This is a genomic window from Stenotrophomonas sp. CC22-02 (assembly GCF_004365115.1).
GTDB lineage: Bacteria > Pseudomonadota > Gammaproteobacteria > Xanthomonadales > Xanthomonadaceae > Stenotrophomonas > Stenotrophomonas forensis.
On the sequence record NZ_SOCO01000001.1, the window covers coordinates 684,949 to 701,497 of the forward strand.

Below are 16,549 nucleotides of genomic sequence, written 5' to 3' on the forward strand. Positions count from 1 at the left end.
GGGGCGCCACGGGTCGCTGCCCGGCGTCACTGGTCGGCGCGGGCCGTCACTGGTCGCGATCGCCTCTTCACGGCCGATGGCAACGACCAACAATGGCGCACTCCCTGAAGGAAGCGCTGCCATGTCCTTGCCTGCTGTTGCCATCACCACACGCCGGGCGCTGCGCGACGGGCAGGTGCCCGCATCGCGCCGCCAGCGCCTGCTGCGTATCGGAGCCCTGGCCTGGCTGGGCAGTGCCGCACTCGGCCAACTGCTGTTCGCCGCCTACATCGTAGGCTTCTACGGACGCAGCACGCTGGCGGGCCAGCCGCTGCGCTGGAACGAGGTGATGCCGCACGGTTACGTCGCCGGGGCGACCACCTTCAACGCCGTGCTGGCGCTGCACCTGCTGCTGGCAGCGGGCATCGTGCTGGGGGGATGGTTGCAGCTGTGGCCAGCGCTGCGGCGCTGGGCACCGGCCGTGCACCGCTGGAACGGCCGGCTCTACGTGTTGGCCGCGGTAGTGCTGGCACTGGGTGGCCTGGCGATGGTGTGGGTCCGTGGCGGCGCTGCCGGTGATGTTTCGCAGCATCTGGGCACCTCGCTCAATGCCCTGCTGATCCTGTGGTTCGCGGCGGCCACGTGGTGGCGCGCACGCCAGCAACGCCTGGGCGAACACCGCGCATGGGCGCTGCGCCTGTTCCTGGCGGTGGGGGGCGTGTGGTTCTTCCGCATCGGCCTGATGCTGTGGCTGCTGCTCAACCAGGGGCCGGCGGGTTTCGATCCGGAAACCTTCACCGGCCCCGCGTTGACCGTGCTGGCGTTTGCACAGAGCCTTCTGCCCCTGGCAGTGCTGGAACTGTATCTGCGTGCCCAACGCCCTGCAGGGGCGGCGCATGCCTGGCGGGTCGGCGTGGTCCTGCTGGTTGCGGCTGTGGCCACCCTGGCCGGCAGCCTCGCAGCGGCGGCACTGATGTGGTGGCCACCGCTTGCGGCGGGCTGACGTGGGTGCACGGCAAGGCGCTATGCTGCCGGCCATGTCCGATGTGCTGTCGCCACCACCGGTTTCGCTGCTGCGCCGAACGCTGTGGTGCGCAGGCATCTCGCTGGCACTCGGCGCGCTGCTGGTCATCGACTGGCATCCGTGGTGGACGGTGCTGCCGCGCGCGCTGGCATTGGGCCTGGCCGCGATGCTGGTGTTCACCGTGCTGGAGCGGTGGCCGGCATCACTGCCGCACTGGCTGTCTCGCTGGGTCGTGCAGATCCTCGCGGTGGCGATGGTGATTCCGCTGGGAACCCTGGTGATCTATCTGGCGGGCACCGAGGCAGGCGCACCGCCATTCTGGCAGGACGCCGATCGCTGGACCGGATTCCTGACCCTCAACGTGGTTGGCCTGCTGGTTGCACCGTGGGTGGCGCTGGCGGCACTGGTGAGGCACAAGGACGCACTGGCACGGCACCAGGCCCTGGCCTTCGCGCTGGAACGCTGCGAGCTGGAGCGGCAGGCGCTGGAAGCTCGCGTGCAGCTGCTGCAACGGCAGGTTGCACCGCATTTCCTGTTCAACACCCTGGCCAACCTGCAGGCGCTGGTGGACGGCGGTTCACCGCAGGCATCGGTGGTGATGCGCCATCTGGTGGCCTACCTGCGCGGCAGCGTGCCACGCCTGCAGCAGCCGGTGGTACGGATGGAGGACGAGATCGCATTGGTAAGTGCCTATCTGGAACTGATGCATATGCGGATGCCGGATCGGCTGCGCTTCCGCCTGGATGTTGCCGAGCAGGTGCGCGCGCTGGGTTGCCCGGGCCTGTCCGTGCTGACCCTGGTGGAGAACGCGATCCGCCATGGCATCGACCCCTGCGAAGACGGTGGCGAGGTGGTGGTGCAGGTGCGGCGCGACGGGGCGTGTTGCGAGGTCTGCGTGGTTGACGACGGCCGAGGCCTGTCAGCTGTGGCGCCGGGCCTGGGCACCGGCCTGCAGGCACTGCGCCAGCGGCTGCAGCTGCTGTATGGCGATGCCGCGTCCCTGCAGTTGCAGGCGGGCCCACAGCGTGGCGCGATCGCGCGCCTGCGCTTGCCGGCGCGGGAGCTGCCCGCGTGATCGCCACCGCACTGATTGCCGACGACGAACCGTTGCTGCGGCAGGCGCTGGCGGCACAGCTGGCGCAGGCTTGGCCGCAGCTGCAGGTGGTGGCGCAGGCGCGTAATGGGCGCGAGGCGCTGCAGGCCTTCGAAACCCTGCAGCCACAGGTCTGCTTCCTCGACATCCACATGCCCGGCCTGTCCGGCATCGACGTCGCTGCACGCATCGCGCGGCGCGCGCAGGTGGTGTTCGTCACCGCCTACGATGCGTATGCGGTGCAGGCATTCGCGCAGGGCGCGCTGGATTACCTGGTGAAGCCGGTGGATGCACAGCGCCTGCACGATACGGTGCAACGGCTGCAGCAGCGCCTGCAGCAACCTCCGCCCCTGCAGGACCTGCAGAAGCAGCTGCAGCAGCTGGCCGAACGCCTGTCACTGCCGGCGCCGACGCCGCTGCGCTGGCTGCACGCGCAGGTTGGCAACGTGCTGCGGGTGATTCCCTGCAGCGCGGTGGATTTCCTGCGCGCCGACAGCAAGTACACCCAGGTCGGCTGGCGCGACGACGACGGCCGTCCCGGCGAGGCGGTGATCACGCTGCCGTTGAAGGAGCTGGTGCAACAGCTGGATCCGGACAGCTTCGTGCAGGTGCACCGCTCGGCGGTGGTCAACCGGCACGCGGTGAAGCTGCTGGTGCGCGGTGACAACGAGACCGCCCAGCTGTACCTGCGCGGTCGTGATGACGTACTGCCGGTCAGCCGCCGCTATCTGGGTGCGTTCCGCGCCATGTAGGCCGGTCCTGACCCGCGTTTCACCCGGCGCATGACACCCTCCGCCCATGAATGAAATGACCGTGGCGCGGCAGCGCTCGATGTGGGTGGCCGGCCTGTCCACGGTGGTGGAGTGGTACGACTTCACCCTGTACCTGTACTTCGCCACGGTGCTGTCGCGGGTGTTCTTCGGCGGTGGCGAGCAGGCGATGCTGGTCACCCTGGCCGGCTTCGCGGTGTCCTACCTGATGCGCCCGCTCGGCGCGCTGTGCTTTGGCCACCTGGGTGACCGGCTGGGCCGGCGCTGGATGCTGCTGGCCTCGATGGCGCTGATGGCGGCAGCGATGCTGGCCACCGCCCTGCTGCCGACCGCCGCCACCGCAGGCGCCACCGCTGGCGTGTTGCTGCTGGTGCTGCGCTGCGTGATGGCGTTCTCGGTGGGCGGTGAATACACCGGTGTGGTCGCGTATCTGCTGGAAAGCGCGCCGGAACGGCGACGCGGCCTGGTGACCTCGCTGGCGTCGGCAGCCAGTGAAGTAGGTGCGCTGTTGGCGGTGGCGATCTCGGCGGCGACGGTGGCGCTGCTGGCCCCTGCGCAGCTGGACAGCTGGGGGTGGCGCATTCCGTTCTTCGTCGGCGCGGCGCTGGCGCTGGTGATCCTGGTCGCGCGCTCGGGAATGCACGAGTCGCCCGAGTTCGAGCGCCAGCGCCGCGAGGGCAGCATCCCGGCTACGCCGTTGCGGCACGTGCTGCGCCATCATCCGCGGGCGGTGGCGCGTACCTTCGCGATCTCCGCACTGGGCTCGATCACCTACTACGTGGGTATCACCTACGTACCAGCCTTCCTGCATGCACAGGGCCACGACGAAGGCGACGCGCTGTGGTTGTCGACGATCGCGGCGGTGGCGGTGATCGCGATCACGCCGCTGTGTGGCGCACTATCCGACCGAATCGGGCGACGGCCGATGCTGTTGGGCCTGACCGTGCTGGCGGCGCTGCTGCCGCTGTCGCTGTTCGCGTGGATGGCGCAGGCAACGGCGTGGGGCATCGCGCTGGCGGCGGTGCTGCTGGCCTGCGTGGCCGGTGGCGTCAGTGCGGTGGCGGCACCAGCCACGGCCGAGCAGTTCCCCGGCGAAGGCCGGGTCAGCGGGCTGGCACTGGGGGTGACCATGGCCACGGCGGTATTCGGTGGCGCAACGCCATGGCTGGCGCAATGGTGGGTGCAACACAGCGGCTGGGCGGCGGCGCCGGGCGCGATGATCGCGCTGGTGGCGGTGCTGGTGCTGCCGGTGCTGTGGACCCTGCCCGAGACGGTCCCGGGCAGGGCCAGGCGCTAGCCGATCAGACCTTCAGGGTCTGCTCGATATCGGCCAGTACGGCGGCCGCATCCACGCCGATGGCGACAGACTGCAGCACGTGCCCATCCCACACGCTGGGGCCGAAGCCCATGCCTTCCGGCTTGGGAATGGTCATGCCGCGGGCGACGCCGTCGGTGGCCACGCGCACGCTGGCGCGCTCGAACTGGAACAGCTCCGGGCGGGTCAGCGCGATGCAGGCGCAGCAGTCGTGCACGACCATGCCCTTGTGGCCGGCCTGCAGGTAGAAGTCCACGTAGTCCTGCGACAGCGCACGCACCAGCTCGGCATCGGCACCGCCGATCCCGGCCAGCGTGTCCAGGCCGTCACGGTCCATTTCCACGCGGGTGGTCACGTCCAGGCCGATCGCGGTGACCGGCCAATCGGTGGTGAACACCACGTCGGCCGCTTCGGCATCGCCCCAGATGTTGGCCTCGGCGGCCGGGGTGATGTTGCCGTTGACGTGGAAGGCGCCGCCCATGAGGACCACACCGCGCACCAGGCCGGCGATGTCCGGGGCCTGCTGCAGGGCCAGCGCCAGGTTGGTCATGCGGCCCACGGCAACCAGAGTCACTTCGCCCGGATGGGCGCGGACCAGGTCGATGATCAGCTGTGCGGCCGGGCGCGCGTCGGCGGCTACGTCCAGTTGCGCCGGCACCGGGTGGTTGCCCAGGCCGTTGTGGCCATGGATATGCACCGGCCACGCTTCCGGAGTGGCTTCCGGCTGCAGCGGGCCTGCCGCGCCGCGTGCGACCGGGGCGGCAAAGCCCCAGGCCTGCTTCAGGTACAGCGCATTGTGCGTGGTCGATTCAACCGAGGCGTTGCCGAAGGTGGTGGTGACGCCGATCAGGTCGACCTGCGGGTGCTTGTGCAGGTACAGCAGGGCCAGGGCGTCGTCGACGCCCGGGTCGGTATCGAAAATGACTTTCAGCATGTTGTTGTTCTTCTTCTTCCGTGTGGTGCGGGGGGCGCCGGCGGCCACGGGGCAGGCCGGCGCGCCCGATATTGTCCCATCTTCATGACAGGCAGGGCCAATGCCGGGGCGGGGCGGCATAATGCGGCCAGTCCAGGCACGGAACCGCCGCATGCTGATCCTCGCCCTTCTGCTGGTCCTGCTGGTGCTGGGCCTGAATCTGGTCGCCACGGTGCTCATTGTCCGGCGCGACGGCCTGTCGGCAGGCGGCCGCACGGTGCAGCTGCTGCTGGTCTGGCTGCTGCCGCTGGCCGGCGCGATCCTGTGCATGGCGGTGGCCACCGCCGATGGCTCCGGCAGCCGGGGCGATAACGGCCTCGGCGGCGCCTACGACTACTCGGGAGGCCATTCCAGTGACAACCACAGCCATCACGGCCACAGCAGCTCCGACTGCAGCGGTGATGGTGGTGGCAGTGACGGCGGCAGCTGCGGCGATTGAGGCCTCTGTAGAGTCGAGCCATGCTCGACTGCCCTTCGTTCCAACGCCGCGATGCCTGATCGAAAAGCAGTCGAGCATGGCTCGACTCTACAAAGGCGACGACAGCCCGCTCAGCCGCCGCCTGCGGTCGGCAACGGGGCCGGCACGTTCAGCAGCCCACCCGCTGCCACATAGGCGGCCAATGCCTGGCCCTGGCTCAGCAGATGGCGCTCCATGGTGCGTTCGGCGGCCTGCGCGTCGCGGCGGCGGAAGCACTCCATCAGTTCGCGGTGTTCGGCCAGCGACTGCGCGGTGCGGCCCGGGGTCAGCAGCTGGCGGCCGCGATGCATCTTCAGGATGCGGTGCAGGTCATGGGTGATGCGGATCAGCCACGGATTGCCGGCGTAGTGCTGCACGGTTTCGTGGATCAGGTAGTTGTTGCGGTAGTACTCGGCGATGTTGCCCTCGGCCGCCGCCGCTTCCATCGCCGCGTGCAGCGCTTCCAGCTGCTGCACGCCGGCATCGTCGATATGCCTGACCGCCTCATGCGCGCAGCGGCCTTCCAGCATCGCCATCACCGGGAACAGCTGGTTGAGATCTTCCAGCGTGAGCCGGGTGACCCGCGCGCCACGCCCGGCATCGATCTGCACCAGGCCTTCGGCGGCCAGCAGCTTCAGCGCTTCGCGCAGCGGCGTGCGGCTGATGCCCAGTTCCTCGCACAGCGCGGGCTCGTCGATCCACTCACCCGGCGGCAGCCGGTAATCGTAGATGCGCTCGCGCACATGCTCGGCCACCTCTTCATACAGAGGGGCACGCTTCTTCGGGGACCGTGGAGCAGGGGCAATGGCCATGGTGGAAGTGTACCGCCAGGTAGTGCCGGCCGCTGGCCGGCAACCCATGATTGCGGGATGGCTTCATGAGATTGCCGGCCAGCGGCCGGCACTACCGTTGGGTGGTTACATCCAGCCCGGCACCACGAACACCAGCCAGGCCAGCAGCGGCCCCAGTGCCACCACCAGGCCGCTGTAGACCAGGAAGCGGCGGAACAGGGTCTCGCGTTCTTCCTTGGCGGCCGACGCCACCACCAGTGCGCCGTTGGTCGAGAACGGGCTGACATCGACGATGGTGGATGACACCGCCAGCGCACAGATCACGCCGGCCGCGCTGAGGTGGCCCTGCATCAGGAACGGCACCGCCAGCGGAATGGTGGCGCCCAGCACGGCGGCCGACGAGGCGAATGCGGAGACGATGCCACCGACGTAGCAGACCAGCAGTGCACCGAGCAGCGGGATGCCGATATCGGATACACCATTGCCGATGAAGTCCACCGCACCGGCATGTTCCAGTACGCCGATATAGGTCACCACGCCGCAGATCAGCAGCACGGTGGACCAGCTGATGCCATCGACCGCCCCTTTCTGGCTCTGCGGCGACAGCAGCGCCAACGTCACCGCCACGGTGATCGAGACCAGGCCGACGTTGAGGTTGTAGATCAGCGCGGCCACGCCCAGGCCCAGCAGGCCGATCAGGGTGAACAGCCGCTCGCGGGTCAGGTTCACCGCATCCAGTGCCACCGGATCATTGGACAGGGTGCCACCGCCGGCGGCAACCAGCGCGCCATGGCCTTCGATCGCGAACTGGCGCGACGATGCCTGCGGGCCGCCGGCCATCACCAGCTCGGCATTGCCGATCGTTCCCGCTGCGGTGATCGAGCCGCGACGCAGCAGGGCGATGCCACCGAAGGCGAAGAAGCAGATCGTCGCCATCATCAGGTTGAAGCCCAGGCTGGTCAGGAACACCGCCATTTCAGTTACTTCCAGCCCGGCCTTCTGCACCACGCCATTGGTGATGCTGCCGTACACGCTGATCGGCGAGAAGCCGCCCGCCTGCGCACCATGAATGACCAGCAGGCCCATCATCAGCGGATTGATGTTGTACTGCTTGGCAAAGCGCAGGGCGACCGGGCCGATGATGGCGACCGCGGCCGGGCCCAGCGCACCGAACGCGGTGAGCACCGCGGTGATCACGAACATCACCCACGGAATGGCCACGATATGGCCGCGCACCGCTTTCACTGCCCAGTGCACCAGCAGGTCGATGGTGCCGTTCTTCTGCGCGATGGCGAACAGATAGGTGATGCCGACCAGGGTCAGGAACAGATCACCTGGAAAGCCGGCCAGGACCTCCTTGCCTCCCATGTCGACCCACAGCCCGCCGATGATGAAGGCCAGCGCGAAAGCGACGGCGCCCATGTTGATCGGCATTGCCGTGGCGACGATGAACATGATCACCAGGCCGATGATCGTTGCGATTTGTGGACTCATGCGCCCTCCCAGACACGTGACTCACGTACAGCGCGGATGGAGACCCGCCATCCCGGGGTAAGGCGACGTACGGCGTGTTGCGTGATACGTACTGCTCGAACCCGTTACTGCTGCCGATCCAGCGCACTGCGGACCCACGCCGCGGCACCCTCAAGGCTCTGGAACTCTTCCACCGCGCGCATCTCGCAGCACGGATAGGACGGCGCGACCATGCGCGCCAGCGCATTGCCCGGGCCCAGCTGCAGGAACACCCGTGCGCCGCGCTCGAAGGCCTGGCGCATCACCTGCGCCCACTCGATGGTCTGTGCCAGCTGGGCCGACAGCGTGTGCACCACGGCGGCGCCATCACGCACCGGGCGGGCATCGACGCCGGACAGCAGGGGCAGCCGCGGCGCATGCACCTGCGCGGCCCGCAGCGCTGCGGCAAACGGTGCCTGCGCACTGGCCAACAGCGGCGTGTGTGCGGGCACATGGACCGGCAGCGGACGGATCTCCGCGCCATGTGCCTGCGCGTCTGCCGCCAGCGCGTGCAGCGACGGCTGTGCACCGCCCACGATGAAGTGGTCATGGCCATTGGCGATGGCAATGAAGGCGCCATGCATGTCGCACAACCGCTGCGTGGCATCGCGGTCCAGCCCCAGCACTGCCTGGAGCCCGGCATCGCGAGGGCTGGCGGCGTCCATCAGGCGCGCGCGCTGCGCAGACAGTGCCAGGCAGGTGGTGATGTCGAAGCTGCCGGCGATGGCATGCGCGGCGAGCTCGCCGATGCTGTAGCCGGCAATCACCGTCGGCGTCGGCAATACCTCGCGCAGGCCCTGCCAGTGCGCCAGGCTGGCTGCGCACAGCAGTGGCTGCGCCTGCACATTGTCGAAACGGTCGTCGGCCGCCGCAGCGGCGAATACATCGCGGCCCAGCAGTTCGCCGGTGGCATCCAGCAGCGGTTGTGCGGCGGCCAGGCCGCGCACGCGATCGAACATCGCCGGATGCTGTGCGCCTTGCCCGGGACAGAGCAGGGCCAGGCTCATGCGCCCTCCTGCTGCAACAGGAACACGCTGCAGGCGAGCAGGTCGGCACTGCCGCCGGGGCTCAAGCGACGCACGACGAAGGCATCGGCGATCTGTTGCAGGCGCGGCCGCCAATCGTGCGCGAAGGCCCCGCCGTCGGCCAGGAAACGGTGGGCCTGCTGCCGTGCCCAGCGCAGGCCTTCAGCGCCTCCGCGATGCAGCAGGTTGAGGTCGTCGGTGTGTGCGACCAGCTGCATCAGCGTGTGGCACATCGCGGCTTCGCGTGACAGGCCATTGGCCAGCGCGTGGCGCAGGGTGGGCAACGCCACCTCGCGCAGCAGCGGATAGCCTGCAGCGGCGTGTTCGCGCACACCGGGCACGTTGTGCCGGACGCGCGCACGTTGGCCTGGGCTGCCTGCATCCAGCGGGGCATGTGCAAAGTGCCCCGCCCAGCGACGTACCTCCAGGCAGACCCGCTCACCGCTGGTGGCATGGCCCAGGCGGGAACGGCAGGCAGCGGCGGCCGCGACCAGCAGGCCGAGGCTGAAGATCGCGCCACGATGGGTATTGATGCCGGCGGTCGCGCGCAGCATCGCCGCTTCGGCGGCGATGCCACATCGGCGCAGGGCATCGAAGTCTGCCCCGGCTGCACCGAGGTGGGCCACGGCAGCGAAATAGTGGCGCAGCGCGAACAGGCTGCGCAGGAATGTGCCGGCGTCCATGTCGTGATGGCTGCCGGTGTCGAAGGGAGTGACCAGCCCGGGCTTGGGCGCCAGCGCCAGTTCCGCGTGCAGGCTGGCGACGGCCAGGCGCCCCAGTCGCGCGCTGTCCGCGGCAGCTGCCGCTCGGACAGTCGGCTGCGCGACGGCGCTCATGCGGTCACCCCGGCGGGGGCGAACACGGACTCGCGCAGTTCCAGGGCGGCGCCGTCGTGGCGCTTGACCAGCACTTCGCGGCTGCGTCCCGCGTACTCCCGCCAGTTCACGGCGGCATCGCCGGCCAGGCACAGTTCGCCATCGACCCGGCGGCCGTGTTCGGTTTCCCAGGCCTGCAGCCGTGCAACCAGGGCATCGGCCTGCGCGCTGCTGTCGATCCGCCACAGCAGATCGATGTCCGAACGCGCGTGCACATAGCGCAGGCCGGTCAGGTGCTGCCATGCGAAGGCACCGAATACATGCGCCGCAGCGATGCCGTGCAGTGCCTGCAGGGGGCGTTGCCAGTCCTGCGCAACGTTGCCTTCCAGCACCGTCCGAAGTGATGGTGGCGGTGCGCTGCGCAGCACATCGCGTGCCGGCACGCGCAGGGCCACGCGCAGTTTGCCCTCGGCCGGCGGCAGCGGTACGCCCAGGCGCAGCCGGGGATCGGCATCGTCGGCGGCACGCCGGGCGACGATGGCCGGCAGGCCCTGCGCGAACCAGTTGGCCAAGCGCGACTCATGCGCGGCGATGTCCGCCTGCCAGGCCGCGTGTGCCGACAGCCAGACCAGCGTATGCCGGGGCAAGCGCTCAGGCATCGCCCTGGCTCACCGCAGTGGTTACCGCTGCGGCCAGGCGACGCCCGCCACGTTCAGCACCCCGCACGGCGCGGCGGTCGCCATCGGTGGGCGTGCGCAGCGCCTGCAGCAGGTGTGCGGCCAGGTCGCCGCCCCAGATCGAATCCACCGCGCCCATCGCCACGTAGTTCTCCACGCCCGGTGCGAATACCGGCGAGGTCTGGCTCAGCGCCTGCAGTTTCTCCAGCGGCTGCTTGGTCACCCGCGCCATCGCGCGCAGGTCCATCACCCGCACCTGCGCATCGGGCAGGGCATGGATGTGGTCGGCCATCAGGCCGAAGGACAGGAACCCACCGCTCACCGACTCACCGTAGACCAGGGTGACCAGGCGGGCGCCACGGCGGCGGGCCACATCCAGCGTCTGCGCCAGGTGCGCGAAACAGCCGTTGATGCCGAGCAGTTCGTCGCGGCGTGCCAGGCGCTGGCCGGCGGTGTCGACCAGCATCACGATCGGTCGATGGGGATGCGCGGCGGTGCTGGCCAGCACGGTTTCGGCCAGTGCCAGTGCGTGGTCCACGCCCACTTCGAGCCTGTCGGCAGTGCCGATCACGGTCACGTCGCCGTCGTCGGTGCTGGCGGTTCCGGTCAGCACCGAGTCCTCCACGGCAATGGCGTGGCCACGCGGAAACAGGGCATCGAGCAGCGCGTGCAGGGGCAGGCTCATGGCAGGCTCCGGTCAGCGGTGGCGGCGAGGAAGTCGTCGGTGTCCAGCAGCGGCAGCCGCTCGGGTTCGGTGATGCCCAGCAGCGACCAGATCTCAAGACCATCGCGGCATCCGCCCCAGGCCTGCACGCGTGCCTTCAATGCGGCATGACGTGCCTGCAGGGCATTCAGTGCGGCATCGGCATCGGTGCTGGCGGTGTCCGCCAGCAGCGCATCAAATGCCGCCTGCGCGAACGCCCCGATGGCATCGGGCACCAGCACCTGGGCCTGGTCGATCAGGTAGCGGTGCTTGCCGCCAGTCACCCGCCAGACCAGCGCGCGGTCGCGGGAATCGAACTCTTCCACGCCGCGAACGGTTTCGATCACCTCCGGCCCGGACAGCGACAGCCGGCCTTCCTCGGACATGATCACCGTGCTGCAGCAACGGGCAACGATGCCCATGCCACCGAACGCGCCGTTGCCACTGCCGATCAGCGCGACCACCGGGACGCCCGCAGCGCGTGCATCCAGGGTGGCGCGCATGATCTCGGAGATGGCAATCAGGCCGGCATTGGCTTCGTGCAGGCGTACGCCGCCGGTATCAAACAGCAGCAACATCCCATCGGGGCGGGTCGCCGCTGCGCGCCGCAGCAGGCCGGTCAGCTTGGCGCCGTGCACTTCGCCCACACCGCCGCCCATGAATTCACCCTGCTGCGCGGCCAGCAGCACGCGCTTGCCGCGAAGCGTGGCTTCGCCCACGACGATGCCATCGTCGAATGCGGCTGGTTGGTCGAGTTGGGCCAGGTGCGGGCTCATCATCCGTCGCGCCGGACCCAGGAACTCGCGGAACGAACCCGCATCGACCAGCCCGGCAATGCGTTCGCGCGCATCGGCCTCGTAGTAGCTGTGGCGCTGGATGTGGCTCATGGCGTGCCTCCGGCCAGCAGGGTTTCCACCGCCTGGTCCAGGCGCAGGCTGACCACCGCCGGGGTAGCGCCGGCGTCGTTGATCGAGATGCGCACATCGCGCAGCGGATGGCGATGCGCGAAATCGCCGATCACCGCCTCCCATACGCGGCCGAAGCCCTGCGCGGCGGTGACGATGCGCACCGTCATCGCGCCCTCCAGGGCTGCCGGCTCCAGCAGGATTTCCAGGTTGCCCGAGGCCAGCACGCCCACCAGCACCGCATCGCGCGGGAACTGCACCGGGGTGCGTCCTTCGAATCGATAGTCGAGGGTTTCCATGCTCAGCCCCTTACCAGTTGCGGAAGCGCTTGGGCGGGTCGTACAGACCGCCGGACCAGCGCACCAGATCCTTCACCGAACGTGCCGCCAGCAGATCGCGGCTGGCATCACGCACGGAGATGCCCAGGTCTTCGGGGCGGCGGATGACACCACGGTCGCGCAGGTTCTCCACCATCGCGCGATCGCGGCCCAGGCCGACCGCCGTATAGCCGGACACGCCGCGGATCGCCTGTTCGCGTTCTTCCGGCGTGCGGCACAGCAGCAGGTTGGCGATGCCTTCCTCGGTCAGCACATGGCTGACATCGTCGCCGTAGATCATCACCGGCGGCAGCGGCATGCCGGCGCGCTCGGCCAGTTCCCAGGCATCAAGGCGATCGACGAAGGCCGGTGCCATGTGTTCGCGGAAGGTTTCCACCATCTGCACCACCAGCTTGCGCCCGCGTGGCATCTCGCCGGGACGGGCGGCCTGCTGGCCGGCCTTGATCCAGGCGTCGCTGGCGTGGCGGCGGCCACGCGCATCCGACCCCATGTTCGGTGCGCCGCCGAAGCCGGCGATGCGGTCGCGCGTAGCCGTGGAGCTGTTGCCCTGCAGGTCGATCTGCAGGGTCGAGCCGATGAACATGTCGCAGGCATACAGGCCGGCGGTCTGCGAGAACGCGCGGTTGGAGCGCATGGAGCCATCGGCGCCGGTGAAGAACACATCGCTTCGTGCGGCGATGTACTTCTCCATGCCCAGTTCGGAGCCGAACGAATGCACCGATTTTACGAAGCCCGATTCGATCGCCGGAATCAACGCCGGGTGCGGATTGAGGGCCCAGTGCTGGCAGATCTTTCCCTTCAGCCCGAGCGATTCGGCATAGGTCGGCAGCAGCAGCTCGATGGCGGCCGTGTCGAAGCCGATGCCATGATTGAGCCGGTTGACGCCGTACTCGGCGTAGATGCCCTTGATCGCCATCATCGCCATCAGCACCTGGATCTCGGAAATCTGTGCCGGGTCGCGGGTGAACAGCGGTTCGATGTGATTCGGTCGCGGCGCCTGCACCACGAAGTTGACCCAGTCAGCGGGGATGTCGACGCGGGGGAGGGTGTCGACGATTTCGTTGACCTGCGCGATCACGATGCCGCCACCGAAGGCGGTGGCCTCGACGATCACCGGCGTGTCTTCGGTGTTCGGGCCGGTGTAGAGATTGCCGTGCCGGTCGGCGGCCTGCGCGGCGACCAGCGCCACGCGCGGGGTGAGGTCGATGAAGTAGCGGCCGAACAGTTCCAGGTAGGTGTGGATGGCACCGATCTGGATGCGCCCCTCGGCCACCAGGTTGGCCAGCCGCACCGACTGCGGGCCGGAGAAGGAGAAGTCCAGCCTGGAGGCGATGCCGCGTTCGAACACATCCAGGTGCGAAGGCAGTGACAGCACCGACTGCACCATGTGCAGGTCGTGAATCCGTGCCGGGTCGAGGTCGGCAAGTGCCTGGGCGAGGAAGTCGGCCTGCTTCTGGTTGTTGCCCTCCAGGCAGACCTTGTCGCCCGGCTCCAGCAGCGCGTGCAGCAGCTCGCCGATATCGGCGGCCGCCACCTCATGGCCGCGGGCCCAGCGCGAAGCGCGCTCCAGGCGTGCCTGGCGGCTGCGTTGCAACGTATCCCAGCTCGGGTTCATCGACCGGCTTCCGATTAGCGTTGAGATAATTACGACATAATTATGGAGGGGTGTGCAACCCGCAGCGCAGCAAAAAGAAGGGCCCGCGCGCAGGCGGGCCCATTCAGGTAGGCCACGACCGTGGGTCGTGGCGCAGGGCGTGCCGACCGACGGTCGGCATCCACCAGGCACCCGCCGGTTCGCGGGTCGCTTAGAACTTCCAGCGCAGGCTGGCCGCCACGAAGCGCGGTTCGCCGAAGTTGTTGTAGTCCAGGTTGGCCCAGTAGGTCTTGTCCAGCGCGTTGCGCACGCTCAACGTCGCGGTCCAGTTGTCGCTGATGCGGTAGTTGGCATTGAACTGCACCAGCGAGTACGCCGGCTGGTTCACCGTCACCGTGCCCCCCAGCGGGTAGGCGATGTTGTAGCCCTGCACCCGGCTCTGCCACTGCAGGCCGCCGCCGATGCTCAGCCGCTCCAGTGCGCCGCGCAGCTGCACCTGGGTGTTGAGCTGCAGCAGGTTCTCGGGCGGGTTGGCATACAGCAGGTCGGTGGCGGCCCGGGTCACCTTGACGTGGGTGTAGCCGGCGTTGACCGTCCAGCCCGGCAGGATTTCGCCGTTGACGTCCATTTCCCAGCCGCGCGCCTTGGTACCGTTGATGCCGATGTAGGCCGAGCTGCCATCGCTCAGCGTGCCTTCCGGCACGCTCATGTCACGCACCGCATAGTTGTCCTGCTTGGCCTCGAACACCGCGGCATTGGCGGTCAGGCGGCCATCGAACCACTGCGTCTTGATGCCCGCTTCCAGGTTCGAGCCCTGCACCGGCGCCAGCAGGTTCTCGTTGCGGTCCTTGTAGTTCTGCGGGTTGAAGATCTCGGTATAGCTGGCATACGCGGAGACGTTCGGGGTGATCTCGTAGACCAGGCCCACGTACGGGGTGACCTCATCGCTCACCTTGTAGGCGCCGCTGGTGCCGGTATAGGCCCCGGCCGCGTTGTACGAGCGGCTGAGGGTCTGCCAGCGGCTCAGGCGGGCACCGGCAATCAGCGACAGCGGATCGGCCAGGCGCAGCCGGGTGGCCAGGTAGACGCCACTCTGCGTGGTCTTGGCCACGCGGCGCGCGCCGGTGCGGCTGTAGGTCACTTCGGAGATGTCGCCGTCCCAGTTGAACACGTTGGGGATGTAGTAGCAGCGCTCACGCCCGCACGTCGCCCAGTCGCCGGGGAAGTTCAGCGCCACGGTATTGGTGGTGCCCTCCAGGTCCGACCACTGTGCACCCACGGTCAGGTCATGGTCGCGGCCGAACAGCGGGAAGGTGCCGGTCAGGTAGGCATCGACGTTGCGGCGCGTATCCTTGGAATCGCCTGCAGCGGCGCGCAGGTAGATGCCCGCGCCGGAGTTCGGGTCCGGGTAGCCGGTGCCGTACAGGCGCACGTTCTGCACGTTGCCACGGGTATAGGCGGTGTTGATCTTCAGCAGCCAGTCCTCGCCGAAGCGCTGTTCCAGATTGGCAAAGGCGGTATTGCTCTCGCGCTTCCAGTAGCTCCACTTCGGCGACAGGTTGGTCGAGCGCGCGAGATGGGCGAAGTTGCCCTGGTTGTCGAAGAACGCGACGGTGCCCCAGGTCGAGCCGGTCGGGTTGTTGTCCTGGCTCTGGTAACCCAGGGTGAGGGTGGTGCTGTCGGTGACGTCGCCTTCCAGCACCGCCATGCCCGCCATCTTGGTCTCGTCGTAGCGGTCGTAGTACAGCCCGCGATCGGTGTAGGCGGCGACTACCCGGCTGCGGAAGCGGCCATCATCGGTGAGCGGCGCGGTCACGTCGGCCTGCATGCGGCGGTAGTCCCAGCTGCCGGCACTGAGCGAGAACGATGCGTCGAACTCCTTGCCCGGACGCTTGCGCAGCAGGTTGACCGTGGCCGACGGCACGCCCGCACCGCTGAGCAGGCCGTTGGCGCCGCGGATGACTTCGATGCGGTCGTAGAAGGCGGTGTCGTATTCCTGGTTGGTGGAACCGCTGTAAGTGGGAATGCCGTCGACCTGGAAATCGGTGATGGCAAAGCCACGCGCGTAGTAGAGCGGACGCTGGGTGTCATAGAAGGACACGCTGACGCCGGGCACGGTGCGCATCACGTCGTTGATGCTGAACAGCGATTCGTCCTGCAGGCGCTGCAGGCTGATCGCGGTGGCCGATTGCGGGGTTTCCTGCAGGGTGATCGGCAGGCGGGTGGAGCTGGACGGCGGTGCGGACTGTTCGGCGCGGACGCTGACCCGGTCCAGGGTCTTGGCGTCGGCAGCGCCATCGGCGGCCGCGAATGCGCTGGGTGCGGACAGCAGGGCCAACGACGAAAGCAGGGCAGCGGGCAGCAGCGCGCGGCGGGGCAGGCGGTCATGCGGGTTCGGGGACATGGTGGGCTCGAAACGTGGAGGCGGGGAAGGGCGGCAACAGTCGTCCAGCACCCGGGGCGGCGGCTTCGGGCACGTCAGGTCCATCTGGGAGAGGCGCGGTCACTGCGCAGTGCGCAAATGTAAATAATTCTTAACAACATTTCAATTCTCATCAGTGCGCAGGACTATTCGGGC

The 16,549-nt window shown here is 68.4% G+C and carries 16 protein-coding genes; 5 read left to right on the forward strand and 11 right to left on the reverse strand.

Annotated elements, in window-relative coordinates:
* Positions 1–121 precede the first annotated feature (121 nt).
* From N440_RS03300 to N440_RS03315, 4 genes are read left to right on the forward strand one after another with little or no spacing between them, the layout of a single operon-like run.
* The gene (locus tag N440_RS03300; RefSeq protein ID WP_133934075.1) at positions 122–982 is read left to right on the forward strand and encodes a DUF2306 domain-containing protein; all 861 of its coding nucleotides are present in this window, start codon (positions 122–124) and stop codon (positions 980–982) included.
* A gap of 34 nt (positions 983–1,016) precedes the next feature.
* A complete protein-coding gene (locus tag N440_RS03305; protein WP_243831281.1) occupies positions 1,017–2,078 on the forward strand; it encodes a histidine kinase in 1,062 nt (353 codons plus the stop codon).
* Positions 2,075–2,848, forward strand: a complete 774-nt coding sequence (locus N440_RS03310; protein WP_133934077.1) for a LytTR family DNA-binding domain-containing protein — start codon at positions 2,075–2,077, stop codon at positions 2,846–2,848. The genes N440_RS03305 and N440_RS03310 overlap by 4 nt, the downstream gene beginning before the upstream one ends.
* A 55-nt stretch (positions 2,849–2,903) precedes the next feature.
* Positions 2,904–4,163 (forward strand): MFS transporter, encoded by a 1,260-nt coding sequence (locus tag N440_RS03315; RefSeq protein ID WP_133935966.1) that lies wholly within the window; start codon positions 2,904–2,906, stop codon positions 4,161–4,163.
* A 4-nt stretch (positions 4,164–4,167) separates the two neighbouring features.
* On the opposite strand, the gene N440_RS03320 is transcribed toward N440_RS03315, so the two are convergent.
* The gene (locus N440_RS03320; RefSeq protein ID WP_133934078.1) at positions 4,168–5,115 is read right to left on the reverse strand and encodes a nucleoside hydrolase; all 948 of its coding nucleotides are present in this window, start codon (positions 5,113–5,115) and stop codon (positions 4,168–4,170) included.
* A 151-nt stretch (positions 5,116–5,266) separates the two neighbouring features.
* On the opposite strand from N440_RS03320, the gene N440_RS03325 reads away from it, so the two are divergent.
* Positions 5,267–5,593 (forward strand): hypothetical protein, encoded by a 327-nt coding sequence (locus N440_RS03325; RefSeq protein WP_133934079.1) that lies wholly within the window; start codon positions 5,267–5,269, stop codon positions 5,591–5,593.
* Between the two features lie 110 nt (positions 5,594–5,703).
* On the opposite strand, the gene N440_RS03330 is transcribed toward N440_RS03325, so the two are convergent.
* The 10 genes from N440_RS03330 to N440_RS03380 all read right to left on the reverse strand — a co-directional run bounded on the left by N440_RS03330 (position 5,704) and on the right by N440_RS03380 (position 16,375).
* The gene (locus N440_RS03330; RefSeq protein WP_008266401.1) at positions 5,704–6,423 is read right to left on the reverse strand and encodes a GntR family transcriptional regulator; all 720 of its coding nucleotides are present in this window, start codon (positions 6,421–6,423) and stop codon (positions 5,704–5,706) included.
* 105 nt (positions 6,424–6,528) lie between these two features.
* Complete coding sequence (locus N440_RS03340) at positions 6,529–7,896, reverse strand: SLC13 family permease (protein WP_133934081.1); 1,368 nt, start codon at positions 7,894–7,896, stop codon at positions 6,529–6,531.
* 104 nt (positions 7,897–8,000) lie between these two features.
* Positions 8,001–8,921, reverse strand: a complete 921-nt coding sequence (gene mdcH, locus N440_RS03345; RefSeq protein ID WP_133934082.1) for a malonate decarboxylase subunit epsilon — start codon at positions 8,919–8,921, stop codon at positions 8,001–8,003.
* A complete protein-coding gene (gene mdcB, locus N440_RS03350) occupies positions 8,918–9,775 on the reverse strand; it encodes a triphosphoribosyl-dephospho-CoA synthase MdcB (protein ID WP_133934083.1) in 858 nt (285 codons plus the stop codon). Before mdcB ends, mdcH begins: the two co-directional genes overlap by 4 nt.
* Positions 9,772–10,413: a malonate decarboxylase holo-[acyl-carrier-protein] synthase gene (mdcG, locus tag N440_RS03355; protein WP_133934084.1), complete on the reverse strand. Its 642-nt coding sequence runs from the start codon at positions 10,411–10,413 to the stop codon at positions 9,772–9,774. Before mdcG ends, mdcB begins: the two co-directional genes overlap by 4 nt.
* A complete protein-coding gene (gene mdcE / locus N440_RS03360) occupies positions 10,406–11,110 on the reverse strand; it encodes a biotin-independent malonate decarboxylase subunit gamma (RefSeq protein WP_133935967.1) in 705 nt (234 codons plus the stop codon). Before mdcE ends, mdcG begins: the two co-directional genes overlap by 8 nt.
* A 2-nt stretch (positions 11,111–11,112) precedes the next feature.
* Entirely contained in the window at positions 11,113–12,021 is a 909-nt protein-coding gene (locus N440_RS03365; protein WP_133934085.1) for a biotin-independent malonate decarboxylase subunit beta, read from the reverse strand.
* Positions 12,018–12,338 (reverse strand): malonate decarboxylase acyl carrier protein, encoded by a 321-nt coding sequence (mdcC, locus tag N440_RS03370; RefSeq protein WP_133934086.1) that lies wholly within the window; start codon positions 12,336–12,338, stop codon positions 12,018–12,020. The genes N440_RS03365 and mdcC overlap by 4 nt, the downstream gene beginning before the upstream one ends.
* Before the next feature lie 10 nt (positions 12,339–12,348).
* Positions 12,349–13,992 (reverse strand): malonate decarboxylase subunit alpha, encoded by a 1,644-nt coding sequence (gene mdcA, locus N440_RS03375; RefSeq protein WP_133934087.1) that lies wholly within the window; start codon positions 13,990–13,992, stop codon positions 12,349–12,351.
* 190 nt (positions 13,993–14,182) lie between these two features.
* On the reverse strand, positions 14,183–16,375 hold the full coding sequence (locus N440_RS03380; RefSeq protein ID WP_133934088.1) for a TonB-dependent siderophore receptor: 2,193 nt from the start codon (positions 16,373–16,375) through the stop codon (positions 14,183–14,185).
* Positions 16,376–16,549 lie beyond the last annotated feature (174 nt).

What these genes read in the sequence shown, in the direction of transcription:
- N440_RS03300 (WP_133934075.1), top strand. Translation starts at nt 122, where the DNA reads ATGTCCTTGCCTGCTGTTGCCATCACCACACGCCGGGCGCTGCGCGAC.
- N440_RS03305 (WP_243831281.1), top strand. Translation starts at nt 1,017, where the DNA reads ATGTCCGATGTGCTGTCGCCACCACCGGTTTCGCTGCTGCGCCGAACG.
- N440_RS03315 (WP_133935966.1), top strand. Translation starts at nt 2,904, where the DNA reads ATGACCGTGGCGCGGCAGCGCTCGATGTGGGTGGCCGGCCTGTCCACG.
- N440_RS03320 (WP_133934078.1), bottom strand. Translation starts at nt 5,115, where the DNA reads ATGCTGAAAGTCATTTTCGATACCGACCCGGGCGTCGACGACGCCCTG.
- N440_RS03325 (WP_133934079.1), top strand. Translation starts at nt 5,267, where the DNA reads ATGCTGATCCTCGCCCTTCTGCTGGTCCTGCTGGTGCTGGGCCTGAAT.
- N440_RS03330 (WP_008266401.1), bottom strand. Translation starts at nt 6,423, where the DNA reads ATGGCCATTGCCCCTGCTCCACGGTCCCCGAAGAAGCGTGCCCCTCTG.
- N440_RS03340 (WP_133934081.1), bottom strand. Translation starts at nt 7,896, where the DNA reads ATGAGTCCACAAATCGCAACGATCATCGGCCTGGTGATCATGTTCATC.
- mdcH (WP_133934082.1), bottom strand. Translation starts at nt 8,921, where the DNA reads ATGAGCCTGGCCCTGCTCTGTCCCGGGCAAGGCGCACAGCATCCGGCG.
- mdcB (WP_133934083.1), bottom strand. Translation starts at nt 9,775, where the DNA reads ATGAGCGCCGTCGCGCAGCCGACTGTCCGAGCGGCAGCTGCCGCGGAC.
- mdcG (WP_133934084.1), bottom strand. Translation starts at nt 10,413, where the DNA reads ATGCCTGAGCGCTTGCCCCGGCATACGCTGGTCTGGCTGTCGGCACAC.
- N440_RS03365 (WP_133934085.1), bottom strand. Translation starts at nt 12,021, where the DNA reads ATGAGCCACATCCAGCGCCACAGCTACTACGAGGCCGATGCGCGCGAA.
- mdcC (WP_133934086.1), bottom strand. Translation starts at nt 12,338, where the DNA reads ATGGAAACCCTCGACTATCGATTCGAAGGACGCACCCCGGTGCAGTTC.
- mdcA (WP_133934087.1), bottom strand. Translation starts at nt 13,992, where the DNA reads ATGAACCCGAGCTGGGATACGTTGCAACGCAGCCGCCAGGCACGCCTG.
- N440_RS03380 (WP_133934088.1), bottom strand. Translation starts at nt 16,375, where the DNA reads ATGTCCCCGAACCCGCATGACCGCCTGCCCCGCCGCGCGCTGCTGCCC.